Origin of the sequence: Pseudomonas aeruginosa, from assembly GCF_001457615.1 — a bacterium.
In the GTDB taxonomy this organism is placed as follows: domain Bacteria; phylum Pseudomonadota; class Gammaproteobacteria; order Pseudomonadales; family Pseudomonadaceae; genus Pseudomonas; species Pseudomonas aeruginosa.
In genome coordinates, this window is the sequence record NZ_LN831024.1 from 1,364,994 (window position 1) to 1,390,718 (window position 25,725).

At 67.9% G+C, this 25,725-nt stretch carries 26 protein-coding genes; 15 read left to right on the forward strand and 11 right to left on the reverse strand.

Going from position 1 to position 25,725, the window contains the following annotated elements; all coding sequences use genetic code 11:
- Positions 1–160: 160 nt before the first annotated feature.
- The 8 genes from adk (at position 161) to AT700_RS06365 (ending at position 6,642) form a co-directional block, all read left to right on the forward strand.
- Complete coding sequence (adk, locus tag AT700_RS06330; RefSeq protein WP_003092485.1) at positions 161–808, forward strand: adenylate kinase; 648 nt, start codon at positions 161–163, stop codon at positions 806–808.
- Positions 809–911: 103 nt separating this feature from the next.
- Positions 912–1,592 carry a tRNA (adenosine(37)-N6)-threonylcarbamoyltransferase complex dimerization subunit type 1 TsaB gene (tsaB, locus tag AT700_RS06335; protein ID WP_028681261.1) on the forward strand — a complete coding sequence of 227 codons (681 nt, stop codon included), beginning with the start codon at positions 912–914 and terminating at the stop codon, positions 1,590–1,592.
- Positions 1,593–1,665: 73 nt separating this feature from the next.
- Positions 1,666–2,013, forward strand: a complete 348-nt coding sequence (locus AT700_RS06340) for a hypothetical protein (RefSeq protein WP_048521758.1) — start codon at positions 1,666–1,668, stop codon at positions 2,011–2,013.
- A gap of 18 nt (positions 2,014–2,031) precedes the next feature.
- Complete coding sequence (locus AT700_RS06345) at positions 2,032–2,898, forward strand: DUF72 domain-containing protein (protein ID WP_048520837.1); 867 nt, start codon at positions 2,032–2,034, stop codon at positions 2,896–2,898.
- Between the two features lie 72 nt (positions 2,899–2,970).
- Positions 2,971–3,795 carry an isocitrate lyase/PEP mutase family protein gene (locus AT700_RS06350; protein ID WP_003098657.1) on the forward strand — a complete coding sequence of 275 codons (825 nt, stop codon included), beginning with the start codon at positions 2,971–2,973 and terminating at the stop codon, positions 3,793–3,795.
- 4 nt (positions 3,796–3,799) lie between these two features.
- Positions 3,800–4,495 carry an extensin family protein gene (locus AT700_RS06355; protein WP_019371527.1) on the forward strand — a complete coding sequence of 232 codons (696 nt, stop codon included), beginning with the start codon at positions 3,800–3,802 and terminating at the stop codon, positions 4,493–4,495.
- Between the two features lie 55 nt (positions 4,496–4,550).
- Entirely contained in the window at positions 4,551–5,336 is a 786-nt protein-coding gene (locus AT700_RS06360) for a class I SAM-dependent methyltransferase (RefSeq protein ID WP_048520838.1), read from the forward strand.
- Between the two features lie 28 nt (positions 5,337–5,364).
- Positions 5,365–6,642, forward strand: a complete 1,278-nt coding sequence (locus tag AT700_RS06365; protein WP_003117476.1) for a cytochrome P450 — start codon at positions 5,365–5,367, stop codon at positions 6,640–6,642.
- Positions 6,643–6,648: 6 nt separating this feature from the next.
- On the opposite strand, the gene mexL is transcribed toward AT700_RS06365, so the two are convergent.
- The gene (gene mexL, locus AT700_RS06370) at positions 6,649–7,287 is read right to left on the reverse strand and encodes an efflux system transcriptional repressor MexL (protein WP_003092468.1); all 639 of its coding nucleotides are present in this window, start codon (positions 7,285–7,287) and stop codon (positions 6,649–6,651) included.
- 95 nt (positions 7,288–7,382) lie between these two features.
- On the opposite strand from mexL, the gene mexJ reads away from it, so the two are divergent.
- A complete protein-coding gene (gene mexJ, locus AT700_RS06375; protein ID WP_003113855.1) occupies positions 7,383–8,486 on the forward strand; it encodes a multidrug efflux RND transporter periplasmic adaptor subunit MexJ in 1,104 nt (367 codons plus the stop codon).
- A 4-nt stretch (positions 8,487–8,490) separates the two neighbouring features.
- The gene (gene mexK / locus AT700_RS06380; protein WP_003117477.1) at positions 8,491–11,568 is read left to right on the forward strand and encodes a multidrug efflux RND transporter permease subunit MexK; all 3,078 of its coding nucleotides are present in this window, start codon (positions 8,491–8,493) and stop codon (positions 11,566–11,568) included.
- Between the two features lie 40 nt (positions 11,569–11,608).
- Here mexK and AT700_RS06385 read toward each other — a convergent pair whose 3' ends face one another.
- The 3 genes from AT700_RS06385 to plsB form a co-directional block, all read right to left on the reverse strand.
- Positions 11,609–12,289, reverse strand: coding sequence for a DUF4197 domain-containing protein (locus AT700_RS06385; protein ID WP_003098644.1), 681 nt, complete (start codon positions 12,287–12,289; stop codon positions 11,609–11,611).
- A 136-nt stretch (positions 12,290–12,425) separates the two neighbouring features.
- Complete coding sequence (locus AT700_RS06390; protein ID WP_003098642.1) at positions 12,426–12,824, reverse strand: YbaY family lipoprotein; 399 nt, start codon at positions 12,822–12,824, stop codon at positions 12,426–12,428.
- 143 nt (positions 12,825–12,967) lie between these two features.
- Entirely contained in the window at positions 12,968–15,472 is a 2,505-nt protein-coding gene (gene plsB, locus AT700_RS06395; protein ID WP_003113856.1) for a glycerol-3-phosphate 1-O-acyltransferase PlsB, read from the reverse strand.
- Between the two features lie 283 nt (positions 15,473–15,755).
- Between plsB and AT700_RS06400 the strand changes: the two genes are divergently transcribed.
- The 4 genes from AT700_RS06400 to AT700_RS06415 are packed head-to-tail and all read left to right on the forward strand — an operon-like array spanning position 15,756 to position 20,252.
- Positions 15,756–16,679, forward strand: coding sequence for an ABC transporter ATP-binding protein (locus tag AT700_RS06400; protein ID WP_003119338.1), 924 nt, complete (start codon positions 15,756–15,758; stop codon positions 16,677–16,679).
- Positions 16,676–17,410 carry an ABC transporter permease gene (locus AT700_RS06405; RefSeq protein ID WP_003117479.1) on the forward strand — a complete coding sequence of 245 codons (735 nt, stop codon included), beginning with the start codon at positions 16,676–16,678 and terminating at the stop codon, positions 17,408–17,410. The genes AT700_RS06400 and AT700_RS06405 overlap by 4 nt, the downstream gene beginning before the upstream one ends.
- Before the next feature lie 10 nt (positions 17,411–17,420).
- The gene (locus tag AT700_RS06410) at positions 17,421–19,268 is read left to right on the forward strand and encodes a GldG family protein (RefSeq protein ID WP_048520839.1); all 1,848 of its coding nucleotides are present in this window, start codon (positions 17,421–17,423) and stop codon (positions 19,266–19,268) included.
- Positions 19,269–19,271: 3 nt separating this feature from the next.
- Positions 19,272–20,252 carry a DUF4340 domain-containing protein gene (locus AT700_RS06415; protein ID WP_016263168.1) on the forward strand — a complete coding sequence of 327 codons (981 nt, stop codon included), beginning with the start codon at positions 19,272–19,274 and terminating at the stop codon, positions 20,250–20,252.
- 6 nt (positions 20,253–20,258) lie between these two features.
- Here the strand turns inward: AT700_RS06415 and AT700_RS06420 are convergent, their stop codons facing one another.
- The 5 genes from AT700_RS06420 to AT700_RS06440 all read right to left on the reverse strand — a co-directional run bounded on the left by AT700_RS06420 (position 20,259) and on the right by AT700_RS06440 (position 24,025).
- The gene (locus tag AT700_RS06420) at positions 20,259–20,681 is read right to left on the reverse strand and encodes a SufE family protein (protein WP_003092439.1); all 423 of its coding nucleotides are present in this window, start codon (positions 20,679–20,681) and stop codon (positions 20,259–20,261) included.
- A complete protein-coding gene (locus AT700_RS06425) occupies positions 20,678–21,883 on the reverse strand; it encodes a cysteine desulfurase (protein WP_003098634.1) in 1,206 nt (401 codons plus the stop codon). Before AT700_RS06425 ends, AT700_RS06420 begins: the two co-directional genes overlap by 4 nt.
- A gap of 94 nt (positions 21,884–21,977) precedes the next feature.
- Positions 21,978–23,012 (reverse strand): 2,3,4,5-tetrahydropyridine-2,6-dicarboxylate N-succinyltransferase, encoded by a 1,035-nt coding sequence (gene dapD / locus AT700_RS06430; protein ID WP_003092431.1) that lies wholly within the window; start codon positions 23,010–23,012, stop codon positions 21,978–21,980.
- A gap of 29 nt (positions 23,013–23,041) precedes the next feature.
- Positions 23,042–23,665, reverse strand: a complete 624-nt coding sequence (locus AT700_RS06435; RefSeq protein ID WP_004345492.1) for a LysE family translocator — start codon at positions 23,663–23,665, stop codon at positions 23,042–23,044.
- 12 nt (positions 23,666–23,677) lie between these two features.
- Positions 23,678–24,025, reverse strand: a complete 348-nt coding sequence (locus AT700_RS06440) for an ArsC family reductase (protein ID WP_003098619.1) — start codon at positions 24,023–24,025, stop codon at positions 23,678–23,680.
- Positions 24,026–24,327: 302 nt separating this feature from the next.
- Between AT700_RS06440 and AT700_RS06445 the strand changes: the two genes are divergently transcribed.
- Complete coding sequence (locus AT700_RS06445) at positions 24,328–24,681, forward strand: YkgJ family cysteine cluster protein (RefSeq protein ID WP_003092421.1); 354 nt, start codon at positions 24,328–24,330, stop codon at positions 24,679–24,681.
- Positions 24,682–24,695: 14 nt separating this feature from the next.
- On the opposite strand, the gene AT700_RS06450 is transcribed toward AT700_RS06445, so the two are convergent.
- Together AT700_RS06450 and AT700_RS06455 are read right to left on the reverse strand one after the other, a co-directional pair.
- On the reverse strand, positions 24,696–24,989 hold the full coding sequence (locus AT700_RS06450; RefSeq protein ID WP_003098613.1) for a hypothetical protein: 294 nt from the start codon (positions 24,987–24,989) through the stop codon (positions 24,696–24,698).
- A gap of 321 nt (positions 24,990–25,310) precedes the next feature.
- Positions 25,311–25,670 carry a hypothetical protein gene (locus AT700_RS06455; RefSeq protein WP_003092416.1) on the reverse strand — a complete coding sequence of 120 codons (360 nt, stop codon included), beginning with the start codon at positions 25,668–25,670 and terminating at the stop codon, positions 25,311–25,313.
- Positions 25,671–25,725: the final 55 nt, after the last annotated feature.

Sequence of the window (25,725 nt, forward strand, 5' to 3'; positions counted from 1 at the left end):
GGGAAGGCGGGGGGCAACTTTCGGTGTCTTGTGCGGTGGGGGGGCGCTGTGTATCTTGGACAGCCTTTTCGGCGCCATACAGTGCCGTTTCCTGCAAATACGAGATTGGCCCCACGAGGCGGATCCAGACTTTCGCTTACCAATTCTAAGGAGCATATCGATGCGTGTGATTCTGCTCGGGGCACCCGGTGCCGGCAAAGGCACCCAGGCACGGTTCATCACCGAGAAGTTCGGCATTCCGCAGATCTCCACCGGCGACATGCTGCGCGCCGCAGTCAAGGCCGGCAGCCCGCTCGGCCAGCAGGTGAAAGGCGTGATGGACAGCGGCGGCCTGGTATCCGACGACATCATCATCGCCCTGATCAAGGAACGCATCACCGAGGCCGATTGCGCCAAGGGCTTCCTGTTCGACGGCTTCCCGCGGACCATCCCGCAGGCCGAAGCGCTGAAGGACGCCGGTGTGACCATCGACCACGTGGTCGAGATCGCCGTCGACGACGAGGAGATCGTGTCGCGTATCGCCGGTCGTCGCGTGCATCCGGCCTCCGGCCGCGTGTACCACACCGAGCACAACCCGCCGAAGGTCGCCGGCAAGGACGACGTTACCGGCGAAGAGCTGATCCAGCGCGAGGACGACAAGGAAGAGACCGTGCGTCACCGCCTGTCGGTCTATCATTCGCAGACCAAGCCGCTGGTCGACTTCTACCAGAAGCTGTCGGCCGCCGAAGGCACCCCGAAATACCACAGCATCGCCGGCGTCGGCTCGGTCGAGCAGATCACCGCGAAAGTGCTTTCGGCCCTGAGCTGATCCGCAGCGCTGTAGCACCGACGGCCCGCTTGCGGGCCGTCGGCGTTTCCGGGGCGGCGAAGGCTGGTACAATCGGCGTCTTTTTCACCACGCGGAACCGTCGATGTCCACTCTGTTGGCCCTGGATACCTCCACCGAAGCCTGCTCCGTCGCCCTGCTCCACGAGGGGCGGGCGCTCAGTCACTACGAGGTGATCCCGCGCCTGCACGCCCAGCGCCTGCTGCCGATGGTCCGCGACCTGCTCGACGAGGCCGGCGTCGCCCTGTCCGCGGTGGACGCCATCGCCTTCGGGCGCGGTCCGGGCGCCTTCACCGGCGTGCGCATCGCCATCGGCGTGGTCCAGGGCCTGGCCTTCGCCCTGCAGCGCCCGGTACTGGCGGTCTCCGACCTGGCGATCCTGGCCCAGCGGGCCTACCGCGAGCAGGGTGCGGAGTGGGTCGCCGCGGCCATCGACGCGCGGATGGACGAGGTCTACTGGGGTTGCTACCAGTTGCAACAGGGCGAGATGCGCCTGGCCGGCAGCGAAGCGGTACTGCCGCCCGAGCGGGTCGCCGTACCGTGGGACGCCGCTGCCGCGGACTGGTTCGGCGCCGGCACCGGCTGGGGCTACGTCGAGCGCATGCCGCAGCGCCCGGCCGCGCTGGACGCGAGCCTGCTGCCGCATGCCGAGGACTTGCTCAGCCTGGCCGGCTTCGCCTGGGCGCGCGGCGAAGGCGTGGAGGCGGAACAGGCGCTGCCGGTGTACCTGCGCGACAACGTGGCGACGCCGAAAAAAGCGCCCTGAAAATGCCGCGCAGCGGTAATTGCCAAGCCTTTCGGGGCTGGCTAGAGTGTGGAGACTTCCCCGGGTTTTGATCATGCGTATCGACGGACTTTCTTCCTCTTCGTTGCCGCTGGAGCGCAGCGCCCGACCGGGCTCCGCGGTCACGCCGTATAGCGACGTGCAGCGCGAGGTCGAGGCGCGGCGCGAGCAGCCGGCGCCGGTTTCCGGCAGCCAGGGCTTCGAGCAGGCGCCGCAGGCGCGCAAGGTCCAGGCCAGTTCGGCGGGCGGCGACAGCCTGCCGGTCAGCGCCCGCGACCTGCTGGCGTTCCAGCGCCCGGTAAGCAGCCATGCGGCGATGGCCCTGGCCAGCTACAACTCCACCGCCAGCCTCAACATCGACGCCGGCGCCGAGGATGTCCTCGGCCTCGACCTCTACGCCTGAGCGGTTCCCTGCGCTCCCGTGGTTTCCCTTCCTTATTTCCTCGGTTGTCCATCCTGGAACGAGGCGGCCTGGCGCGGCAGCTTCTATCCGCGCGAATTGTGTTCCGCCGACTACCTCGGACACTACGGCGGCATCTTCAACGCGGTCGAGGGCAATACCACTTTCTATGCCCGGCCTTCGGCGGAAACCGTGCGGCGCTGGGCCGAGACGATGCCGGCGGGGTTCCGCTTCTGTGCCAAGTTTCCCCGCGATATCAGTCACGAAGGCGACCTGCGCGAACGGCTCGAGGCCGCCGGCGACTTCCTCGAACTGCTGGCGCCGCTTGGCGAAAGGGTCAGCCCGCTGTGGCTGCAACTGTCGGCGGCGTTCACCCCGCAGCGCCTGGGCGAACTGCTGTATTTCCTCGATGAGCTGAGTCCGCGACGGATTGCCGTGGAAGTACGCCACCCGGCGTTCTTCGACAAAGGCGAGGACGAGCGCCTGCTCAACCGCCACCTGCGCGAGCGTGGCGTGGAGCGCATCTGCCTGGATTCGCGGGCGCTGTTCAGTTGCCGTTCGGACGATCCGGCGGTGCTCCACGCCCAGTCGAAGAAGCCGCGCCTGCCGATCCGTCCGGCGGCCTTCAGCGATACGCCACAGGTGCGTTTCATCGGCGGTCCCGACCTGCCGGCCAACGAGGTGTTCCTTTTGCCCTGGGTCGACAAGGTGGCCGACTGGATCGAGGCCGGCCTGACTCCATACGTATTCCTGCATACCCCCGACAATCACCTGGCGGCCCAGCAGGCCCAGCGTTTCCATGCGCTGCTGGACCAGCGCCTGCCAGGCTTGCCGGCGCTACCCGAGCCGATCCCGGCCCCGGAAGTGGAGCAACTGGGCCTGCTCTGAGCGCGGCGCTCGACGCTCCGCCGGCCTGCGCCTAGGCTAGGGAGTCCTTTCCCCGCCACGGAGCCCGCCGCCATGACCAGCCAACGCCAACGCGCCGAACGTTTCCGCGACCTGCACCAGGGGCCCGGCATGCTGGTCCTGCCCAATCCCTGGGATGCCGGTTCGGCGAAGATGCTCGCCAGCCTCGGCTTCGACGCCCTTGCCACCACCAGCGCAGGCCTGGCGTTCTCCCTGGGCCGGCGCGACGCGGAAGGCGCGGTGAGCCGGACCGAGGCGCTGGAAAACGCCCGGGCGATCGTCGCTGCCACCGATCTGCCGGTCGCCGCCGACCTGGAAAACGGCTACGGCGATGCTCCGCAAGACTGCGCCACGACCATCCGCCTGGCCGCCGAGGCCGGTCTGGTCGGTGGTTCCATCGAGGATGCCAGCGGGCGCGCCGGACAGCCCATCTATGAGTTCTCCGCCGCGCTGGAGCGGGTCGCTGCCGCGGTCGAGGCGGCCCGTGCGTTGCCATTTCCGTTCACCCTCTGCGCCCGCGCGGAGAACTTCCTGCATGGTCGCGAGGATCTCGACGACACCCTGCGGCGTCTGCGCGCCTACGCCGATGCCGGCGCCGATGTGCTCTACGCGCCCGGTTTGAACCGCCGCGAACAGATCGTCGCGGTGCTCGAAGCGGTGGCGCCGAAGCCGATCAACGTGCTGGTCGGTTCGCCGCGCCTGGAGCTGTCGCTGGACGAGCTGGAAGCCCTCGGCGTCAAGCGCGTGAGCCTGGGCTCGAATCTTGCCCGGGTCGCCTTCGGCGCTTTCCATCAGGCGGCGCAGGCGCTGGCGCGGCGCGACCTGGAAGCGACCCGTGCGGCGATGCCTTTCGACCGTATCAACGACCTGTTCCGCTGAACCCGTGCGCCGCCTGGCCTGGTTGCTGCCATTACTGCTGCTGGCGGGGGCCATCGGCGCCCTGCGCTACCAGTGGCTCGATCTGCCGGCGCGCTGGAATCCCTGGCTGCCGCTGGACGTGCGCGAACCGCCGAACCTGCTGACCCGCTACAAGCTATGGCGGCTGGCCGACGACCGGAGCCTCTGCGACGCCGCCCTGGCCACCTCGCAACTGCGCTACCAGCGGGTAGCCGACGACCCGCCATCGGCTACCTGCCCGTTGAGCAACAGCCTGCGCGTGCGTGGGGCGGCGCTGGAGTTGAGCAGCAGCTTTCTCGCCAGTTGCCCGCTGGCGGTGAGCTATGCGTTGTTCGAGCGGCACGTGCTGCAACCGGCAGCCCTGGACATCTATGGCCAGCCGCTGGCGCGGGTCGAGCATGTCGGCAGCTTCGCCTGCCGCAACGTCTACAACCGCGAGGACGGTCGGCGCAGCCAGCATGCCTCGGCCAATGCCCTGGACATCAGCGGCTTTCGCCTGGTCGACGGGAGGCGGATCCGCCTGGCCACGGACTGGGCCGGCGAGAGCGCCGACGGGCGCTTCCTGCGCCGCGTGCGGGACGGCGCCTGCGCCAGTTTCAATGCGGTGCTGGGGCCCGACTACAACGCCGCCCACCGGGATCACTTCCACCTCGACATGGGCCTATGGAAGGTCTGCCGGTGAGCGCGTGCGGGTCAACTCTGGCAAAATCCGCGCTTTCCCCGACGATTGCCCGACCATGACCGATTCCGCCGCTCCTCGCCTGCATGTCCAAGCCCTGTCCGCCGGTTGCGCCGAGGCTGCGCGGCGCTGGGCGGAGCGGCTCGGCCTGCCGCTGGCGGCGGACGACGAGGCGGAGTTCGCCGTGCAGGTCGGCGAGCAGGGCTTGCAGGTCTTGCAACTGGGGGCGGACTCCCCCGGTCCGGTGCGGGTCGATTTCGTCGAGGGCGCCAGCGCCCACCGGCGCAAGTTCGGCGGCGGCAGCGGACAGATGATCGCCAAGGCGGTCGGCGTCCAGCCAGGCATCCGTCCGCGGATCCTGGACGCCACGGCCGGCTTGGGCCGGGATGGGTTCGTCCTCGCCAGCCTGGGCTGCGAGGTTACCCTGGTCGAGCGCCAGCCGCTGATCGCCGCCCTGCTCGAGGATGGCCTGGAGCGCGCCCGGCGCGATCCCGACGTGGCGCCGATCGCCGCGCGGATGCGTCTGCTCGGCGGCAACTCGGCGGACCTGATGCGCGCCTGGGATGGCGAGGCGCCGCAGGTGATCTACCTCGACCCGATGTTTCCCCATCGCGACAAGAGCGCATTGGTGAAGAAGGAAATGCGTCTGTTCCGGCCGCTGGTGGGCGACGATCTCGACGCCCCGGCGCTGTTGCAGGCGGCCCTGGCCCTGGCCAGCCACCGGGTGGTGGTGAAGCGCCCGCGCAAGGCGCCGATCATCGAAGGGCCCAAGCCCGGCTATAGCCTGGAAGGCAAGTCCAGCCGCTACGACATCTATCCGAAGAAGGCCCTGGGCAAGGGCTGAGTGTCGACACCGCAGGGAGGCGGCGAGCATGCAGCAGACCATCGATTGTCCGATTCGCCGGCGCCTGGCGCACCTGCCCTGGGCCAACGACGGGCGTGCCGGTGTCCGCCACTGGCTGGAGATGCAGCGCGATCCGCTGGCCTGGTTGCAGAAGATGCACGTCGCGCAGCCGGACCTCGCGGTTGCCCGCATGGGCCCGCAGCGCCTCTGGTGCCTGTTCCATCCGCAGGCGGTGCAGGAATTGATGGTCGATCGCCGCGATGACCTGCAACGCTGGCAGCCGGCGCTGTGCATGCTGAAACAGTGGAACGGGCGCAGCTTCATGATGCGCGAGGGCGCCCCCGCCCAGGCCCGGCGCAAAGAAGTACGGCCGCACCTGGCGCCGCCGCCGGCCAGCGAGGTTCGCCGCCTGGCCGCGGAGTGGGGCGAGCGGGTGGAGGAGGGGCGCGAATACGACCTCGACCTGGAAATGGCTGCGTTCAGCGTCACCCTCAGCGGTCACGCGCTGTTCGACGTCGACCTGCAACCGTCGGCCTATCGGATCGCCAAGGCGGTGCGCCTGCTGTCGCGGGTGGCATTGCTGGAAATGAGCACCGGCCTGCCGCTGGGCCACTGGTTCCCGAGCAAACTGTGCCCGCGCAAGCGCTGGGCGCTGGGCCAGTTGCGCGAGGCGGTGGGCGAGGTGGCGGAGCGCTCGCCGCGGCCGCTGGCGGACCTGCGCGATGAACTCTGCACCCTGCTCATGGCGTCCCACCAGTCCACCGGCGTGACCCTGACCTGGAGCCTGTTGCTGCTGGCCCAGCGTCCCGAGTTGCTCGCGCGGCTACGCGCCGAGCTGGCGCGAGTGAATTGGACGGCGATCCGCTCGGTCGCCGACCTGCGCGATTGCGCGCTGCTCAGGGCGGTCCTGCAGGAGTGCCTGCGCCTGTACCCGCCGGCCTACGGCCTGGCGCCGCGGCAGGTGACGGCGGACATCGAGGTGTTCGGCCAGCGGCTGAAGCGCGGCGACGTGACCATGGTCTCGAGCTGGATCACCCAGCGCGATCCCCGTTGGTTCGAGGCGCCGCTGGAGTTCCGTCCCGAGCGCTTCCTCGAACCGGCGCGCTGGCCGCGCGGCGCCTACTTCCCCTTCGGCCTCGGCGACCGCGCCTGCCCCGGCACCGCGATGGCGATGATCGATCTGGCGGCGGCGCTGGCCTACTGGGTCGAGCACTGGGACATCATGCACGACGGCGACCTGGCGCCGCGCGGCTGGTTTTCCCTGCGTCCGCAGCGAGCGCGGGTGCGTTTCCGCCGTCGCGCCTGAGCTGCCTCAGCCGCCCGCGGCGAAGGCGCGCAGGAACAGCGCCACCACTTCTTCCACGTGCCGCTCGCCTTCGGCCTCGTCCAGCGGTTCGGCGCAGCCGATCAACAGACGGTAATTGGCGCAGCCCTTGACCAGCATGAAGAAGTGTTCGGCGGCGTGGCGCGCGTCCGGGAACGCCAGCTTGCCGCTGCGGCGGGCCTGCTCGAGGAGGCGTTCCATCTCGTCGATCACCTGCTTCGGCCCGGCCTCGAAGAACAGCTCGGAAAGCTTGGGGTTCTGCCCGGCCTGCGCGGCCATCAGGCGGGTCAGGGCGATCGCCTCGTGGCTGTTGATCAGCCGGTGGAAGCCGCGGGCGATATTCAGCAGGACCTTTTCCAGTGGCGCGCCTTCGGCCAGCTGGAAGTACAGGGCGGGAAGCTGCTCGGCGCACTTGGCCTTCACCGCTTCGCTGAACAGGGTTTCCTTGTCGGTGAAGTGGCTGTAGACGGTGAGCTTGGAAACGCCGGCTTCCGAGGCGATGGCTTCCATGCTGCTGCCGTCGTAGCCGTTGCAGAGGAACAGGCGCTTGGCCGCCTCGAGAATGGCTTCCCGTTTGGCCGGGTCCTTGGGCCGGCCGGGACCGACGGAGGAGGTGGATTCTGACATGCGCTTATACAATTGAAATACTGGACTGATGGGTTCTGTATTTTTACTATACCGCCCAGTATAAGAACTCGAACGCAGTTTGCGGAAGGTGTCACATGTACCGCCATATCCCGCTCGTCGCCCTGTCCCTGTTTTCCTCCCTGTTCCTCGCCGCCTGCGGCAACGGCACGCCGCCGCCAGCCGCGGCGCGTCCGGCGATCGTCGTCCAGCCCCAGCCGGCGGGGGAGGTGAGCCAGGCCTTTCCCGGCGAGATCCGCGCCCGCCACGAGCCGGAGCTGGCCTTCCGCATCGGCGGCAAGGTCATCCGCCGGCTGGTGGAAGTCGGCGAGCGGGTAAAGAAGGACCAGCCCCTGGCCGAACTCGATCCCCAGGACGTGCGCCTGCAACTGGAGGCGGCGCGGGCCCAGGTCAGTGCCGCCGAGGCCAACTTGCAGACCGTGCGCGCCGAGTACCGGCGCTACCGCACCTTGCTCGACCGCAACCTGGTCAGCCATTCCCAGTTCGAGAACATCCAGAACAGCTACCGCGCCGGCGAGGCGCGGCTGAAGCAGATCCGCGCCGAATTCAACGTCGCCGACAACCAGGCCGGCTACGCCGTGCTGCGCTCGCCCCAGGATGGCGTGATCGCCAGCCGGCGCGTCGAGGTGGGCCAGGTGGTGGCGGCCGGACAGACGGTCTTCAGCCTGGCCGCCGACGGCGAACGCGAGGTGCTGATCGGCCTGCCGGAACACAGCTTCGAACGTTTCCGCATCGGCCAGCCGGTGTCGGTCGAACTCTGGTCGCAACGCGACAGACGCTTCGCCGGGCATATCCGCGAGCTCTCGCCCGCGGCCGATCCGCAATCGCGTACCTTCGCCGCCCGGGTGGCCTTCGACGACCGCGCGACTCCGGCCGAACTGGGCCAGAGCGCGCGGGTCTACGTCGCCGCCGCCGAGGCGGTGCCGTTATCGGTTCCCTTGTCGGCGCTGACCGCAGAGGCCGGCCAGGCGTTCGTCTGGGTGGTCGAGCCGGGCAGCTCGACCCTGCGCCGGCAGGCGGTGCGCACCGGTCCCTATGCCGAGGACCGGGTGCCGGTGCTCGAAGGCCTGAAGGCTGGCGACTGGGTGGTGGCCACCGGGGTCCAGGTGCTTCGCGAAGGGCAGCAGGTGCGTCCGATCGACCGGGCCAACCGCACGGTGAAACTGGCGGCCAAGGAGTAGTCGCATGTCCTTCAACCTTTCCGCCTGGGCGTTGCAGAATCGCCAGATCGTCCTGTACCTGATGATCCTGCTTGGCGCGGTCGGCGCGCTGTCCTACAGCAAGCTGGGGCAGAGCGAAGACCCGCCGTTCACCTTCAAGGCCATGGTGGTGCAGACCAACTGGCCGGGCGCCAGCGCCGAAGAGGTGGCCCGGCAGGTCACCGAGCGTATCGAGAAGAAGCTGATGGAAACCGGCGACTACGATCGCATCGTGTCCTTCTCCCGCCCCGGCGTCTCGCAGGTGACCTTCATGGCCCGCGAGGACATCCATTCCAGCGAGATCCCCGAACTCTGGTACCAGATCCGCAAGAAGATCAGCGACATTCGCGCCACCTTGCCGCAAAGCATCCAGGGCCCGTTCTTCAACGACGAGTTCGGCACCACCTACGGCAACATCTATGCGCTCACCGGCAAGGGCTTCGACTACGCGGTGATGAAGGACTATGCCGACCGCCTGCAACTGCAATTGCAGCGGATCAGGAACGTCGGCAAGGTCGAGCTGATCGGCCTGCAGGACGAGAAGATCTGGATCGACCTGTCCAACACCAAGCTGGCCACCCTCGGCCTGCCCCTGGCGGCGGTACAGAAGGCGCTGGAGGAACAGAACGCGGTGGCCTCCTCCGGGTTCTTCGAGACCGCCAGCGACCGCGTGCAGTTGCGCGTTTCCGGGCGTTTCGATTCGGTGGAGGAGATCCGCGACTTCCCCATCCGCGTCGGCGACCGCACCTTCCGCATCGGCGACGTGGCCGAGGTTCGCCGCGGCTTCAACGATCCGCCGGCGCCGCGCATGCGCTTCATGGGCGAGGACGCCATCGGCCTGGCGGTAGCGATGAAGCCGGGCGGCGACATCCTGGTGCTGGGCAAGGCCCTGGAAACCGAGTTCGCCCGCCTGCAGCAGTCGCTGCCGGCCGGACTGGAACTGCGCAAGGTGTCCGACCAGCCGGCGGCGGTACGTACCGGGGTCGGCGAGTTCATCCGGGTGCTGGCCGAGGCGCTGGTGATCGTCCTGCTGGTGAGCTTCTTCTCCCTCGGCCTGCGCACCGGCCTGGTGGTGGCGCTGTCGATCCCGCTGGTGCTGGCGATGACCTTCGCCGCCATGCATTACTTCGGCATCGGCCTGCACAAGATCTCCCTCGGCGCCCTGGTGCTGGCGCTGGGATTGCTGGTGGACGACGCGATCATCGCGGTGGAGATGATGGCGGTGAAGATGGAGCAGGGCTACGACCGTCTCAAGGCGGCCGCCTTCGCCTGGACCAGTACCGCCTTCCCGATGCTCACCGGCACCCTGATCACCGCCGCCGGCTTCCTGCCGATCGCCACCGCGCAGTCCGGCACCGGCGAATACACCCGCTCGCTGTTCCAGGTGGTGACCATCGCCCTGGTGGTCTCCTGGTTCGCCGCGGTGGTCTTCGTTCCCTACCTGGGGGCCAAGCTGCTGCCGGACCTGGCCAGGTTGCACGCGCAGAAGCACGGCGGCAGCGCCGATGGCTACGATCCCTATGCTACGGCCTTCTACCAGCGCTTCCGGCGTCTGGTGGAGTGGTGCGTGCGCTACCGCAAGACGGTGATCGTCCTGACCCTCGCCGCCTTCGTCGGCGCGCTGCTGCTGTTCCGCCTGGTGCCGCAGCAGTTCTTCCCGCCCTCGGCGCGCCTGGAGCTGCTGCTGGACATCAAGCTGGCGGAGGGCGCCTCACTGCGCTCTACCGGCGAGGAAGTCCAGCGCCTGGAAAAAATGCTGCAGGGCCATGACGGCATCGACAACTACGTGGCCTACGTCGGCACCGGCTCGCCCCGCTTCTACCTGCCGCTGGACCAGCAATTGCCGGCGGCCAGCTTCGCCCAGGTGGTGGTGCTGGCCAAGGACCTGGAGAGCCGCGAGGCGCTGCGCAAGTGGCTGATCGAGCGGATGAACGAGGACTTCCCGCACCTGCGCAGCCGCATCAGTCGCCTGGAGAACGGGCCGCCGGTGGGCTATCCGGTGCAGTTCCGGGTTTCCGGCGAGGACATCCCGCAGGTTCGCGAACTGGCGCGCAAGGTCGCCGACAAGATGCGCGAGAACCCGCACGTGGTGAATGTGCACCTGGATTGGGAAGAGCCGAGCAAGGTGGTGTACCTGAGCATCGACCAGGAGCGCGCCCGTGCCCTGGGGGTGAGCACCGCCAGCCTGTCGCAGTTCCTGCAGAGCGCGCTGACCGGTTCGCACGTGAGCTTCTTCCGCGAAGACAACGAGCTGATCGAGATCCTCCTGCGCGGCACCGAGCAGGAGCGTCGTGACCTGTCGTTGCTGCCGAGCCTGGCGGTGCCGACCGAGAATGGCCGGAGCGTGGCGCTGTCGCAGATCGCTACGCTCGAATACGGCTTCGAAGAGGGCATCATCTGGCACCGCAACCGCCTGCCGACGGTCACCGTGCGCGCCGATATCTACGACGATTCGCTGCCGGCGACCCTGGTCGCGCAGATCGCCCCGACCCTGGAACCGATCCGCGCCGAGCTGCCGGACGGCTACCTGCTGGAGGTGGGCGGCACGGTGGAGGACGCGGCGAAGGGCCAGAGTTCGGTGAACGCCGGCGTGCCGCTGTTCATCGTGGTGGTGTTGAGCCTGCTGATGGTGCAGTTGCGCAGCTTCTCGCGGATGGCGATGGTATTCCTCACCGCACCGCTGGGCCTGATCGGCGTGACCCTGTTCCTGCTGCTGTTCCGCCAGCCGTTCGGCTTCGTGGCGATGCTCGGGACCATCGCCCTGGCCGGCATGATCATGCGCAACTCGGTGATCCTGGTGGACCAGATCGAACAGGACATCAGCCATGGACTGGATCGCTGGCACGCCATCATCGAGGCTACCGTGCGGCGTTTCAGGCCCATCGTGCTGACCGCGCTGGCGGCGGTGCTGGCGATGATCCCGCTGTCGCGCAGCGTGTTCTTCGGGCCGATGGCGGTGGCGATCATGGGCGGGCTGATCGTCGCCACCGTGCTCACCCTGCTGTTCCTGCCGGCGCTCTATGCCGCCTGGTTCCGCGTGAAGAAGGACGAGGCGCGGGCCTGACGGGAGAAGGGGACGGGGCGATCGCGCCCCGTCCGTCGACTCACCTGGCCGCGCCGAAGACCTTCTTGGCCAGGCCGGTGGCGGCAGCCGCCGGGTTCTGGCGGATGCTCTTCTCCTGCCTGGCGATCATCTCGAAGAGCCCGTCGAGGGCCTGCTCGGTGACATAGCCCTCGACGTTGGCGCTCTTCGCATCGACCACCCCAAGGGTCGCCGCCTGGCTGGCGAAGGCGTTGTACTGCTTGACCAGGCCGACCTCGTCGGTGGCCTGCTTGACGATCGGCAGGAACTTCGCGCGCAGCTGTTCGCGGCTGGACTTGTCCAGGTATTCGGTGGCGGCGTCGTCACCGCCCTTGAGGATGCCCTTGGCGTCGGCCACGGTCATCTTCTTCACCGCCTCCACCAGCAGGCCCTGGGCCTGCGGCACGGCAGCCTCGGCGGCGCGGTTCATGCTCGCCTCGAGCTGGTCGACCTGGGCGCCCATGCCGAACTGCTTCATCAGCTTCGCCGCCTTGCCCAGCTTGCCGGGCAGTTCGATGCGCACGTCCGGGTTGTTGTTGAAGCCGCCCGGCTGGCCAAGCTGGCGGACGGCGATCTGCGCGCCCTGGGTCAGGGCGTCCTTCAGGCCGCTGGAGGCGTCGTTCTGCGACAGGTCGGCGAGGGACAGGGCGAGGGCGTTGGCCGAGAGCAGCAGGCCGGCGCAGAGGGCAGTGAGTCGGAACATGACAGCGTCCTTGATGTGGAACGTACGGGGTATCCGGCCGCTCGTCGTGAGGTGGATCGGCAACCGGTAGCGAATAGGAGGTGGAGTGTACTGGAGGGAACCGCCGGTTCGCACCGGCGGCATGCCGCGGTGTGCTTCAGCGCGCCGATTCGACCTGCACGCGATAGGGCTGCGGGTCGCTGCCGTCGAGTTTCACCGAGTGGCGGGTGGTGTTGATGAACAGCAACTGGCCGTTCAGCTCGATGCGCGCGCTCACCGCATAGCTGTGGCCCGGCTTGACCTGCTTCGGGTCGTACTCCAGGTGGAACGCCAGCGGCACCTGGCTGGTGATCTCGCGGGTCTGGCTGGCCAACTGCACCGAGGGGGCGTCGGCCAGGGACACGTCTTCCAGGCTCACGCTCAGGCGCGCCGAGGGCGGCAGGGCGATACGCTCGCGGTAGAAGACCTCACCATCGAAGCTGGCGTTCGAAGTCGATTGCTGGGTACCGCAGCCGGCGAGAATGCTGGCGGCGAGCAGCAATGGCAGTTTTTTCATGGGAGCCTCCTTTCAGACGGAACAAAAAAACGAGCGGGCCTCTGACCCGGGAAACCAGCATAGGTTGCCGGGCCGGAACAGGGAAAGGTCGCAGGATATTTCAGCGGAGCGACGCCCGTCCCTCGCGGGGCGGGCGCCGGGCTTCAGTTGGCGGCCGCGTCGTTGCTTTCGGCGGCGGCTTCCTCGGCGGGGCGCTCCAGCGCCACCTGGCGGATCGACAGACGGATCTCCGCCGGCAGCACGCGCTTGGCGGCGCCTTCGGCCAGTTCGCCGAGCAGTTCGTGGTAGCTCAGCTTGCCGGCCTCGTCCTTGCGCAGCACGCGCAGGTCGAGAAGGGTCTGGATGAAGTGGCGGAACAGGCTCTTGTCGAAGAACTCCGGGGCGTTCAGGCCATGCAGGATCGACAGGCGTTGGGCCATCACGGTGCAGAGGTTCTCCAGTTCCTCGGCGGTCAGGGCGTTCTGCCCGGCGTTGAGCAGCAGGGCGATGGCCATGTAGAAGCGCTGCAGGGTCTGGGTTACCGAACGAGCGAGGAGGATCAGCAGCACGTATTGCCGCGAGCTTGGCGCCGGGCGGATGAAGGTGTCGTTCTCCTGGCGCAGCAGGTCCTGTTCCACCAGGGCCGCCAGCCACTGGTCGATCACCGCGTCGAGTTCGTCCAGGCTCCAGCGGATGAACAGTTCCGCCTGCAGGTAGGGATAGAGCGCGCGGGCGAAGCGCAGCAACTGTTCGCGGCTGATCCGCGAGTTGCTCTGGAAGAAGCTGGCGATCAGCGCCGGCAGGGCGAAGACGTGGAGGACGTTGTTGCGGTAGTAGGTCGCCAGCACCGCGTTCTGTTCGTCGAGATAGAGGATGCGGCCCAGCGCGTCCTTCTGCTCGGCCAGCAGGTTCATGCTCTTCACGTATTCGATCAGGGCCTGGCCGTCGCCGTCCGGCAGGGTCGCGCTGGGCGAGTAGGGCACCTTGCGCAGCAACGCCAGGTAGAGGTCGAGGATTCGCGCCAGGGCGCTTTCGTCGAGGGCCTGTCGGCTGGTGGAGAGCAGCGCCAGGGCGACCAGGTTGACCGGGTTGATCGCCGCCGCGTCGTTGAGGTGGCGGGCGACGTCCTTGGCCAGCAGGTTGGTGGTCTGCGGCAGCCAGTCGGGGCGGTATTCCGGGCCGAGGTCCTGGTCCTGCCAGTCGGGCTGGTGGCGGTCGAGGAACTGGTCGAGATGGATCGGCTCGCCGAAGTTCACCCAGACCTGGCCAAAACGCTGCTTCAGGGCGCCGACCACCTTGAACAGGTCGAAGATCGACTCCTTCTTCTTGGTCGCGCCGCGCAGTTCGCCGAGGTAGGTGCGGCCTTCCAGCACGCGCTCGTAGCCGATGTAGACCGGCACGAAGACGATCGGCCGGCGCGAGTCACGGAGGAAGCTGCGCAGGGTGATGGCGAGCATGCCGGTGCGTGGGTGGAGCATGCGCCCGGTGCGCGAACGGCCGCCCTCGACGAAGTACTCGGTGGAGAAGCCGCGGGAGAACAGGGTGTGCAGGTACTCGTTGAACACCGCGGTGTAGAGCTGGTTGCCCTTGAAGCTGCGGCGCATGAAGAAGGCCCCGCCGCGGCGCAGGATCGAGCCGATCACCGGCATGTTCAGGTTGATCCCGGCGGCGATGTGCGGCGGGGTCAGGCCGTTGCGGAACAGCAGGTAGGAGAGCAGCAGGTAGTCGATGTGGCTGCGGTGGCAGGGCACGTAGACGATCTCGTTGCCCTGGGCCACGTCCTGCACCCGCTCGATGTGGTTGACCTTGACACCTTCGTACAGCTTGTTCCAGAACCAGCTGAGGATGACTTCGAGGAAGCGGATCACCGGATAGGAGAAGTCCGAGGCGATTTCATTGGCGTAGCGCAGCGCGATGCCTTCGGCCTTCTCCTGGGATATCCGTTCGCTCTCGCATTCCTCGCTGATCGCCTGGCGTACCAGCGGCGCGCGCAGCAGGCCCTTGACCAGGTTGCGGCGGTGCGACAGGTCGGGACCGATCACCGCGGTCTTCAGGTTGCGGAAGTGCACCCGGAGGATACGGTTGACCATGCGCAGCGTGCGCTCGTGGCCCTTGCCCTGTTCCACCAGCTCGCGCAGGTGGATCGGCGCTGAGAACTGCACACGGGTCTTGCGTCCGAGGATCAGGATGCGCGCCAGCTTGCGCAGGCGCCCGGTGACCGCCCAGTTGTCGGCGAACAGCAGCTTCCAGGGGCTCGATTCGCTGTCCGGCGATTGTCCCCAGAACACGCTGACCGGAATGATCTGCGCGTCGTCGAGACCGTTCTGGCCGACCGCGGCGAGCATGCGCACCAGGGTCGGCGAGGCGCCGCGCTTATCCTGGCGGCCGAGCCAGTCGGGTTCGGGCGTCAGGTAGAAGAACGCCGCCGGCTCGATGGCGTCGCCTACCGCTACCGGCATCACCGGACGCGGCAGCCCGGCCTTGCGGCATTCGGTATCCACTACCGCGAGATCGCTGACCGAAGGCTGTTGCAGCACGTAGAGCACCGGCTTGCTGCGGTCGATCTTCAGGGTGAAGGCCGATTGGTTGATGGTTTCCGAGCGTACCCAGAGGTACAGCAGGCGGCGCAGGGCGCCAAAACCAAAGCGGCGGAAAGGGTAGCGGGGCATACGGTGTCTACTGGCAGTTGATCGGGACCCGGCGTGACGGGCGCGGCTAGTTTGCCGCAATCCCCGGAGGGCCGCAAAAGAACGCAACGCGTCCTACGGCGAACGGCGGCGAACAGGTTGCGAATGTAGAACCTTCGGCAGGCGTTCGGGTTCTGTCACGTTTTGCCAAGGTTCTCCCGATGCCCCGTATTGCCAGGCGGCGGGGCGCTTCGGCTATAGTCCCTGCGCGTTTTTCGCGGCCCTGGCCGGACATGGCGGCGGCCGCCGGAACAGGTAGGGGACCATGATCGAAACAAGAAACCTCGGCAAACGCTTCGGCTCGCGGGTGGCGGTGGACGACCTGTCCTTCCAGGTGGCGACGGGGGAGGTACTGGGCTTCCTCGGTCCGAACGGCGCCGGCAAGTCCACCACCATGAAGATGCTCACCGGCTTCCTGGCGCCCAGCGCCGGCACCGCGAGCATCTTCGGCTTCGACATCCGCAACCGCACGCTGCAGGCGCAGCGGCTGATCGGCTACCTCCCGGAAGGTTCGCCCTGCTACGCGGAAATGACCGTGCAGGGCTTCCTCGATTTCATCGCCGAGATCCGTGGCTACCGTGGTGCCGGCAAGCGCGAGCGGGTCGCCCGGGCACTGGGGCTGCTGGAACTGGACGAGGTGCGCCGGCAGACCATCGAAACCCTCTCCAAGGGCTTCCGCCGGCGTGTCGGCCTGGCCCAGGCGATCCTCCACGAACCGCGGGCGCTGGTGCTCGACGAGCCCACCGACGGGCTCGATCCGAACCAGAAGCACCAGGTCCGCGAACTGATCCGCGGCCTCGCGCAGGAGCGCATCGTGATCATCTCCACCCATATCCTCGAGGAAGTCTCGGCGCTGTGCAGCCGCGCCCTGGTGATCGGCGGCGGGCGGCTGCTGGCGGACAGCACGCCGCTGGAGCTGGCCAGCCGCTCGCGCTACCACCAGGCGGTGACGCTCTACAGCGACGAGCCCCTGGATGCCGTGGCGCTGGCGGTGCTGCCGGGCGTGGCGGGCATCGAGGAGAACCCCGCCGAAGGCAGCCTGACCGTCCTGGCGCAGCCGGGCGCGGTGATCTTCCCCCAGGTCAGCGGGCTGGTCGCCGAGCGCGGCTGGCGGATCCGCGAACTGGACGTGGAGCGCGGCCGGCTCGACGAGGTATTCCGCAACCTGACCCGGGGGACGGAGGCATGAAGCAACTGCCGGTGATCTTCAAGCGCGAGCTGGCGAGTTATTTCGCCACGCCGCTGGCCTATGTGTTCATCGTGATCTTCCTGGTCCTGGCGGGCGTGTTCACCTTCTACCTGGGCAACTTCTACGAACGCAACCAGGCCGACCTGGCCTCCTTCTTCGCCTTCCATCCCTGGCTCTACCTGTTCCTGGTTCCCGCGCTGGCCATGCGCCTGTGGGCGGAGGAGCGCAAGTCCGGCTCGATCGAGCTGCTGATGACCCTGCCGCTGACCCGCTTCGAAGCCGTGGCCGGCAAGTTCCTGGCCGCCTGGGCGTTCGCCGGAATCGCACTGCTGCTGACCTTCCCCATGGTGCTCACGGTGAACTACCTGGGCGAGCCGGACAACGGTGCGATTCTCGCCGGCTACCTGGGCAGTTGGCTGCTGGCCGGCGGCTACCTGGCCATCGGTTCGTGCATGTCGGCCCTGGCGAAGAACCAGGTGATCGCTTTCATCCTCGCCGTGGCCGCCTGCTTCCTGTTCATGCTCAGCGGCTTTCCGCTGGTGCTCGATGCGTTCAGCCAGTGGGCGCCGCAGTGGTTGCTCGATGCGGTGGCCTCGCTGAGCCTGCTGACCCGCTTCGATGCCGTCAGCAAGGGCGTCATCGACCTGCGCGACCTGCTGTATTTCGTCAGCCTGATCGTCGCCTGGCTGGCCGCCACGGCGGTGGCGGTCGAGCTGAAGAAAGCCGAATGAGGGGGAGTCGATGAAACGCGTGTTGTCCTCTGGCGCCGGGCTGTTGCTGATCGCGCTGGCGTTCCTGGCCTTCAACATGGTCTCCGGCCTGCTGTTCAGCGGCGCGCGGCTCGACCTGACCGAGCAGAAGCTCTACACCATCAGCCCCGGCACCAAGCGGATCCTGGCCGGCCTCGACGAGCCGATCAACCTGTACTTCTTCTATTCGGATAGCGGTGCCCGGGAACTGGTGCCGCTGCGCAACTACGCCAGGCGCGTCGAGGAACTGCTGCGCGCCTACGAGCGCGAGGCGAACGGCAGGATTCGCCTGCAGGTGATCGATCCCGAGCCGTTCTCCGAGAACGAGGACAAGGCCACCGAGTTCGGCCTGCAAGGAGTTCCCCTGCAGCAGGGCGGCGACAACCTGTACTTCGGCCTGGCCGGCAGCAACGCCCTGGACGGAGTCCAGGTCATACCCTTCTTCCCGCTCGATCAGGAGGAGTTCCTCGAATACGACATCAGCCGTCTGGTGCAGACCCTGGCCCAGCCGCAGCGGCCGGTGGTCGGCCTGATGTCGTCGCTGCCGCTCAATGGCGGCTTCGACATGGCCAGCCGGCAGCCGACCTCGCCGTGGATGGTCATGGAGGAAATCCGCCAGCAATTCGACCTGCGCAGCCTCAAGAGCGATGCCACGGAAATCCCGCCGGAGGTCTCGGTGCTGCTGCTGGTGCATCCCAAGCAGTTACCCGAGCAGACGCTATACGCCATCGACCAGTTCGTCCTGCGCGGGGGCAAGCTGCTGGCGTTCGTCGACCCCTTCAGCGAGGCCGACAGCGGCAGCGATTTCGCCGCTACGCTGGATGGCGACAAGTCGTCCGACCTCGCGCCGCTGTTCGAGGCCTGGGGGCTGCGGCTGCTGCCGGGCAAGGTGCTCGGCGACGGCGCCTATGCGATGTCCATCAGTCTTGGCCGGGACCAGCGTCCGGCCCGGCATCCGGCCTGGCTCAGCTTGCCGCGCGAGGCGCTGGACCAGGACGACATCGCCACTGCTGGCCTGGAAAGCCTGACCCTGGCGACGCCCGGTATCCTCGAAAGGCTCCCCGGAGCGAGCACCAGCTTCACGCCTTTGCTGCAAAGCTCGACCCAGGCGATGCCATTCGACGCCTCGCGCTTCGGCCTGCTGCGCGACCCCGGCGATCTGATGCGCGAGCTGCGCCCGAGCGGCCGACGGCATACTCTCGCCGCCCGTATCCAGGGGCCGGCGAAGAGTGCCTTCGCGGAGGGCATCGAGGGGCATCGGGAAGGCCTGAAGGAGGCGCGCAACATCAATGTCATCGTCGTGGCCGATACCGACCTGCTCAGCGATCGCATGTGGGTCCAGGTGCAGGACTTCTTCGGCCAGCGCGTGCCGCAGCCCTGGGCCGACAACGGCGCGCTGGTGGTCAACGCGCTGGACAACCTGTCGGGCACCGACGCGCTGATCAGCGTGCGCTCCCGCGGCCGGTTCAGCCGGCCGTTCGTGGTGGTCGAGCGCCTGCAGCGCGAGGCCGAGACGAGCTTCCGGCAAAAGGAGGACCAGCTCAAGCAGCGCCTCGCCGATACCGAGCAGCAACTCGCCGCCCTCCAGCAGGGCGCCGCCCCGGAGAAGGCCGTCGAACTGACGCCCGAACAGCAGGCCACGGTGCGCCAGTACATGCAGGAGAAGCTGCGCATCCGCAAGGAGCTGCGCGAGGTGCAGTACCAGTTGAACGCCGATATCGACGCACTGGGCCGCACCCTGAAGCTGGTCAATATCGCCCTGGTTCCCTCGTTGCTCACGGTCGGCGTGCTGCTCGGCTGGCTCTGGCGGCGCTGGCGCATGGCCCGGGGAGGGCATTGACGCATGCGGCGCAATACGCTGATCGTCCTGCTGGCGCTGGTGGCGGCGCTGGCCGGAACCTTCGCCTGGCTGCAGCGCGAGCGCGCAGCCGAGGTACCTGCCTTGCCGGCGGCAGAGCGCTGGCTGCCGGAACTGGACAGCGCGACGCTGAGTGGCCTGCACATGCAGTTTGCCGACGGTTCGCCGGATATCCGGGTCGAGCGGCGTGCGGGCGCGTGGGTCCTGCCGGCCAAGGCCGACTATCCGGCCGACCGGCTACGCTTGTCGGCGCTGCTCGAGGCACTGGCAGAGGCGCGCAAGGTCGAGGCGAAGAGCGCCAACCCGAAGAACCACGCGCTGCTTGGCCTGGCGGAGCGTGGCGAGGGGCAGGCGCTACGCCTGAGCCTGCATTGGCAGTCCGACGAGCCTCTGGTGCTGCTGGTGGGCAAGGATGCGCAGCATGGCGGTAGCTTCGTACGACGACTGGGCGACCCGCAGGCCTGGCTGATCGACAAGCGCCTGCCGTTGCCGAACAACGAGCTGGAGTGGCTCGACCGGCGGATCGCCACGCTGCCCTTCGCCCGGGTGCGCGAACTGCAACTGCGCTATCCGAAGGGCGAACGCCTGGATCTCTATCGCGACGACGCCGGGCAGCCGAACCTGCAGGTTCGGCAATTGCCCACAGGGCGCAAGCTGGCCTATGAGGCAGCGGCCAACGGCGCGGCGACGCTGTTCGCCGACCTGCGTTTCGCCGATGTAGCGCCGCTGGCGCAGGTGGGATTCAGGCAGGCGCCATTGCTCCTGGCGTTCAGCCTGCGGACGTTTTCCGGCGCGCGCCTGGATGGCGAGATTCGGCGCCAGGGCGAGCAATACTGGTTGTTGCCGAAGAGCGTCGAGGGCTTCGCCGAGGGCGAGGTCGCCGCCCATCCTGACTGGGCCTATCGGATCGAAGAGGACCGCTACCGCGCCCTGGCCCGGCACCTGCCGGAGCTGCTGGCGCGCTGAGCGGGCTCAGCCGGCGGTCTGGCCGGCCAGTTCGCGCATGCGTTGTAGCACGGCGTTCAGGCCGTTGCTGCGCGAGGGCGACAGTTGGCGGGAAAGACCCAGGCAGGTGAACCAGTCGTTGAGGTCTAGGCGCGCCAGTTCGCGGGTCTCGATGCCGTCGACCCGTGCCAGCAGCACCGCCAGCAGGCCGCGGATCAGGCGCGCGTCGCTGTCGGCACGGAAGCGCCAGTGGCCGTCGCGCTGCTCGCCGAGCAGCCAGACCAGGCTTTCGCAACCGTGCACGCGATGCTCTTCCTGGCGTTCGTGTTCCGCGAGCGGCGCCAGGCGCTCGCCCCATTGCAGCAGCAGACGCGCACGCTGTTCCCAACTGGCGGTGTGACCGAAGGCGTCCAGTGCCTCCTGGGCCTGTTCGGGGAGAACCGGGTTCATCGCAGCAACTCCAGTGAGCGGTCGAGAGCCAGGAAGAAGCGCTCCAGGTCGTCGGCATCGTTGTACAAGCCCAGCGAGACACGCAGGGCGCCGGGTACCTCGAGGCGTTGCAGCAGCGGCATCGCGCAATGGTGGCCGGCGCGCACCGCGATGCCCTGTTCGCCGAGCAGGTGGGCGAGATCGGCGACGTGCACGCCGTCGACGCAGAAGCTGGCCAGCGCCGCCTGCGGTTCGCCGAGCAGGCTGACGCCGTCGCGCGCCAGCAGGCCGGCGAGCAGGCGGGCGTGGAGGGCGCCTTCGTGGGCGGCGACTTCGGCTTCGTCCAGGGTGGCCAGCCAGTCGATGGTCGCGCCTAGGCCGATCGCCGCGGAAACCGCCGGGGTGCCCGCCTCGAAGCCGAGCGGAGCGGCATGGAAGCTGGCTTCGTGGAAGCCGGTGTGGCGTACCATCTCGCCGCCGAACTGCCAGTGCGCCAGTTGCTCCAGGGCCTGTGGGCGACCCCAGAGCACGCCGATGCCGTCGGGGCCGTAGAGCTTGTGGCCGGAGAATGCGTAGAAGTCGCAGCCCAGGCCCGGCAGGTCGTGGCGTCCGTGGACGCTGCCCTGGGCGCCGTCGACCAGGGTCCAGGCACCGCGCTCGCGGGCCAGCTGGATCAACTCCACCACCGGTTGCCAGGTGCCGAGAACGTTGGACAACTGGCTGATCGCCAGCAGGCGGGTACGCTCGCCGATGATATGGCGGGCCTGCTCCAGGTCGATCACCCCGCGCTCGTCCAGCGGCAACACGCGCAGGACCAGGCCGCGGCGCAGGGCCAACTGCTGCCAGGGAAGCAGGTTGGCATGGTGTTCCAGGGCACTGACCAGCAGTTCGTCGCCAGGCCGGAAATGCCGCTCCAGGCCATAGGCCACCAGGTTGATCGCCTCTGTGGTGCCGCGGGTGAACAGTACCTCGGCCGGGTTGCCGGCGTGCAGCCAGTGGGCGACGCGGCTGCGCGCGGCCTCGAAGGCCCGGGTGGCACGCTCGCCGGGGACATGTTGGGCGCGGTGGACGTTGGCGGCGCCGCCGAGGTAGTAGCCGTTCAGGGCGTCGAGTACGGCCTGTGGCTTCTGGGCGGTGGCGGCGCTGTCGAGGTAGGTCAGGCCTTCCGCGGCGAAGGCGGAAAAGGCCGGAAAGTCGGCGCGCCAGGGAGACGGCAGGGACATGGCGGACACTGTGCGAGGACGGTTACAGGGGAAAGGGTAGCGCACCCGGCGGCGCTGGCGAGCACCGTCGGGCGAGCGGGGAGGCGAGCTGGGCTCAGTTGTGCGCGTGCAGCGCTTCGTTCAGCTCGATGGCGGTCTTGTTGGTCTTGCACTCCACCGCACCGTTCTGCGAGTTGCGGCGGAACAGCAGGTCGGGCTGACCGGCCAGGTCGCGGGCCTTGACCACTTTCACCAGGGCGTTCTGCTCGTCGAGCAGGGCGACCTTGGTGCCGGCGGTGATGTACAGGCCGGCCTCGACGATGTTGCGATCGCCCAGCGGGATGCCGATGCCGGCGTTGGCGCCGATCAGGCAGCCTTCGCCGACGCTGATGACGATGTTGCCGCCACCGGAAAGGGTGCCCATGGTCGAGCAGCCGCCGCCCAGGTCCGACCCCTTGCCGACGAACACGCCGGCGGATACGCGGCCTTCGATCATGCCCGGGCCTTCGGTGCCGGCGTTGAAGTTGACGAAACCTTCGTGCATCACCGTGGTGCCTTCACCGATGTAGGCGCCCAGGCGCACGCGGGCGGTGTCGGCGATGCGTACGCCGGCCGGGACCACGTAGTCGGTCATCTTCGGGAACTTGTCGACGGAGAAGACTTCCAGCAGCTTGCCCTTCAGTCGCGCTTCCAGTTGCAGTTCGGCCAGTTCGGCCAGGTCCACCGCGCCGATGTTGGTCCAGGCCACGTTCGGCAGGAGCGGGAAGATGCCGCTCAGGTTCACAGCGTGCGGCTTGACCAGGCGGTGGGAGAGCAGGTGCAGCTTGAGGTAGGCCTCCGGGGTGGAGGACGGCGCGGCGTCTTCCGCCAACAGGGTGGCGACCAGCGGCTTCTGGCTTTCCGCCAGGCGCGAGAGCAGGGCCGACTGAGCGGCGTCGATACCCTTCAGGGCGTCGGCCAACTGGTAGGCCTGCTGCGAAGTGAAGGTCAGCGCCTGGTTGCCGGCTGCGTAGCCAAGGATCGGTGCGACGGCGGCGACGATTTCGCTCGAAGGCTTGAGCAGCGGCAGCGCGTAGAACACTTCCAGCCAGGCTTCCTGGCGGTTCTGGGTGCCGACGCCGAAGGCCAGGCTGAACAGGGATTGCGACATGTGGGTTTCCTCGAAACGGAGTGGAACGGTCAGGCCGGACGGCGGCTGAGCAGCAGGCCCAGTCCCGCGCTGCCGAGCAGCGCGGCGCAACCGCGGTTGAACAGACGCCGGGCCCGCTGGCCGGCGAGCAGCCGGCCGAGGTGGAGCCCGGCATAGGAATAAAGAGCGATGGCCAGCCATTCGAGCAGCAGGAATGCCGCTCCGAGCTGGGCGAACTGGGCGCCCAGCGGTTGGCCGGGATCGACGAACTGCGGCAGGAAGGCGGTGAAAATCAGGATCGCCTTCGGGTTGCCCGCCGCCACCAGGAACTCCTGGCGCCCCAGGCGCCAGAGGCTGGGACGCGCCGGGCTGGCTTCGTTCGCCAGTGGCTGCGCATCGGTCCGCCACAATTGCACCGCAAGCCACAACAGGTAGGCAGCGCCGAGCACCTTGATCGCCAGGAACAGCCAGGCCGAGGTGTGCAGCACCAGCGCCAGCCCGGAGGCGGCCAGGGCGAGCATGCCGGCGAATGCCAGCAGGCGCCCGCCGCCGGCCAGCGAGGCGGTGGCGAAACCGTGCCGGGCGGCGTTGTTCAGCGACAGCAGGTTGTTCGGCCCCGGCGCCAGGTTGAGGGCGAAGCAGGCGGGTACGAACAGGGCCCAGGCGACACTCATGCGGCCTCCCGCTCAGGCCAGGGCGGCGGCGTAGGCGTCGGGCTTGAAGCCGACCAGCGTCCTGCCGCCCAGCTCCAGCACCGGGCGCTTGATCATCGACGGCTGGGCCAGCATCAGCTCGATCGCCTTGGCTTCGTCGAGATCGGCCTTCTGCGCTTCGTCGAGCTTGCGGAAGGTGGTGCCGGCGCGGTTGAGGACGGTTTGCCAGCCGTGCTCCGCGCACCAGCGCCGCAGGTGTTCGCGGTCGATGCCGACGGCCTTGTAGTCGTGGAAGTCGTAGGCGACCTTGTGCTCGTCGAGCCAGGTCCGAGCCTTCTTCATGGTGTCGCAGGCTTTGATGCCGTAGAGAACGTAGGTCATTGCTTCTCCCGAGGCCCGGGTCTTCCCGGGCCCTGCCGATAGGTCGCCGAAAGGTGATCGCCGGATTATGCCACGTCGTTCCGCCCCTGTGCGGTCTCGGGGCTACCGCGCTCGGGAGCGGCGTGACGGCAGATAGCCGTGGACGGGCGGGCGGACAGGGAGCCGGGCTGTTTCCCTGGCCGGGAACGGAGAGAGCGCAGGTTGAACAGGTCGATTCGGCTCGCTGGAGAGCATCCTTACCGGTACTTTCGGAATGCTCCGGTCCGCGCTGTACAATCCTTCCCCCGCCGAGGAGATTTCCCATGAGTTGCATCGGTCGCCAGATAGACCAATTACGCCTGCAGATACCGGGCTTCGCCTGCAAGCCCGGCTGCCACGATTGCTGCGGGCCGGTTACCGCCTCGTCGGAAGAGATGGCCCGCCTGCCGCTGAAGAGCGAGGCCGAACACGACGCCGCCCTGGCCGAGTGGAACTGCGTCCATCTCGGACCGAACGGCTGCGAGGCCTATGAGGAACGTCCGCTGATCTGCCGGCTGTTCGGCACCACGCCGAACCTGCCCTGCCCGGAGGGGCGGGGGCCCGAAGTGCCGGTGGCGGAGCAGGTGGAGCGACAGGTGCATGCGCTGATCGCCAGCACTCGCCAGGTGCTGGTGTAGCGGCCTGCCCGCCGCTAGGTTTCCGCGGTCTCGGTGGCGCGGGACTGCAGGGCCGGTTCGAAGGCTGGTTCGGGCGGCGTTTCCTCTAGGGGCATCGGCTCGTCCGCAGAGAGTTTCTGGAGAACCGCGGCGATCCGCTCGATGCTCTCTTCGAGCTCGAGCACCCGGTTGACCATGTACAGGATCATCTCCGGCGAACTCAGGTGCGCCAGCCGCATGGTCGCCTGCAAGTCGTCGTGGCGGTTGTCCCGGTCGGCCATCAGTGTCTCAGCCAGGCTCTTCAGCAACAGCATCTCGGCGCGCCTCATGGGCCGCTGCTCCGCGATTCCGCGGTAGGGGAAAAAGCTCGTTCCATCTCGCGACCTACCCGAAACGACTACATCCAAAGGTGTAATTCTACATTGCCATCACTTCGATCGTCGGACAATAGCCGCGTTCCAGACGCCTTGCACAGGTGACGAACGGGACTCGAAGCGGCCTGGTCTGCATGGCCGGGTGATGGGCGAGTTCCTTGATGCGGGGCGGCGGCTGTTTGGCGCAGGACAAAAAAAGCCCCGCCGGGTAGGCGAGGCTCAGGGGGAGAACAGCGTGCGGGGGCTCGCTGTCCGGGATGAATCGTCGTGGTGCGCTTAGCCGCAGGGCTGCTGCGGACCGCCGGTCATGCTCTCGACGCTGTCCAGTACGGCATGGCCCTTGCCGACCTTCTGCACGTCGTCGACGTCGCGCATGATGCTGCCGCCGTCGCTCATCTGGTTGCGGGTCTTGATCAGGTTGGTGGTGATGTCCAGCAGGCTGCGACCGGTAGCGATCAGGTCATTGGTGGCGCTGGGGGTGCAAGGGGTGTTGGCGGAGGCGACCTGAGCCTGGCCGGGTTGCCCGGGCTGGGTGGTGCGGTAGCCCTGGGTCAGTGCGTTCTGCTGGAGGCAGCCGGAGGTGGCGGCGAACATCGAGGCGAGCAGCAGTGCGGAAGTAAGTCCCTTGCTTGTCATGGCGGCATTCCTTTGTCTGAGTGGGCGCTGCACCCCGTACTCCTTCGGGGCGTCG

Bases quoted from the DNA above. Each gene is read 5' to 3' on its own strand.
- AT700_RS06450 (WP_003098613.1), bottom strand. From the start codon at position 24,989: ATGAGGCGCGCCGAGATGCTGTTGCTGAAGAGCCTGGCTGAGACACTG.
- AT700_RS06410 (WP_048520839.1), top strand. From the start codon at position 17,421: ATGAAACGCGTGTTGTCCTCTGGCGCCGGGCTGTTGCTGATCGCGCTG.
- AT700_RS06425 (WP_003098634.1), bottom strand. From the start codon at position 21,883: ATGTCCCTGCCGTCTCCCTGGCGCGCCGACTTTCCGGCCTTTTCCGCC.
- AT700_RS06400 (WP_003119338.1), top strand. From the start codon at position 15,756: ATGATCGAAACAAGAAACCTCGGCAAACGCTTCGGCTCGCGGGTGGCG.
- AT700_RS06365 (WP_003117476.1), top strand. From the start codon at position 5,365: ATGCAGCAGACCATCGATTGTCCGATTCGCCGGCGCCTGGCGCACCTG.
- AT700_RS06455 (WP_003092416.1), bottom strand. From the start codon at position 25,670: ATGACAAGCAAGGGACTTACTTCCGCACTGCTGCTCGCCTCGATGTTC.
- AT700_RS06390 (WP_003098642.1), bottom strand. From the start codon at position 12,824: ATGAAAAAACTGCCATTGCTGCTCGCCGCCAGCATTCTCGCCGGCTGC.
- plsB (WP_003113856.1), bottom strand. From the start codon at position 15,472: ATGCCCCGCTACCCTTTCCGCCGCTTTGGTTTTGGCGCCCTGCGCCGC.
- mexK (WP_003117477.1), top strand. From the start codon at position 8,491: ATGTCCTTCAACCTTTCCGCCTGGGCGTTGCAGAATCGCCAGATCGTC.
- dapD (WP_003092431.1), bottom strand. From the start codon at position 23,012: ATGTCGCAATCCCTGTTCAGCCTGGCCTTCGGCGTCGGCACCCAGAAC.
- AT700_RS06350 (WP_003098657.1), top strand. From the start codon at position 2,971: ATGACCAGCCAACGCCAACGCGCCGAACGTTTCCGCGACCTGCACCAG.
- AT700_RS06340 (WP_048521758.1), top strand. From the start codon at position 1,666: ATGCGTATCGACGGACTTTCTTCCTCTTCGTTGCCGCTGGAGCGCAGC.
- AT700_RS06385 (WP_003098644.1), bottom strand. From the start codon at position 12,289: ATGTTCCGACTCACTGCCCTCTGCGCCGGCCTGCTGCTCTCGGCCAAC.
- AT700_RS06445 (WP_003092421.1), top strand. From the start codon at position 24,328: ATGAGTTGCATCGGTCGCCAGATAGACCAATTACGCCTGCAGATACCG.
- mexL (WP_003092468.1), bottom strand. From the start codon at position 7,287: ATGTCAGAATCCACCTCCTCCGTCGGTCCCGGCCGGCCCAAGGACCCG.
- AT700_RS06415 (WP_016263168.1), top strand. From the start codon at position 19,272: ATGCGGCGCAATACGCTGATCGTCCTGCTGGCGCTGGTGGCGGCGCTG.
- mexJ (WP_003113855.1), top strand. From the start codon at position 7,383: ATGTACCGCCATATCCCGCTCGTCGCCCTGTCCCTGTTTTCCTCCCTG.
- AT700_RS06440 (WP_003098619.1), bottom strand. From the start codon at position 24,025: ATGACCTACGTTCTCTACGGCATCAAAGCCTGCGACACCATGAAGAAG.
- AT700_RS06405 (WP_003117479.1), top strand. From the start codon at position 16,676: ATGAAGCAACTGCCGGTGATCTTCAAGCGCGAGCTGGCGAGTTATTTC.
- AT700_RS06420 (WP_003092439.1), bottom strand. From the start codon at position 20,681: ATGAACCCGGTTCTCCCCGAACAGGCCCAGGAGGCACTGGACGCCTTC.
- AT700_RS06435 (WP_004345492.1), bottom strand. From the start codon at position 23,665: ATGAGTGTCGCCTGGGCCCTGTTCGTACCCGCCTGCTTCGCCCTCAAC.
- adk (WP_003092485.1), top strand. From the start codon at position 161: ATGCGTGTGATTCTGCTCGGGGCACCCGGTGCCGGCAAAGGCACCCAG.
- AT700_RS06360 (WP_048520838.1), top strand. From the start codon at position 4,551: ATGACCGATTCCGCCGCTCCTCGCCTGCATGTCCAAGCCCTGTCCGCC.
- tsaB (WP_028681261.1), top strand. From the start codon at position 912: ATGTCCACTCTGTTGGCCCTGGATACCTCCACCGAAGCCTGCTCCGTC.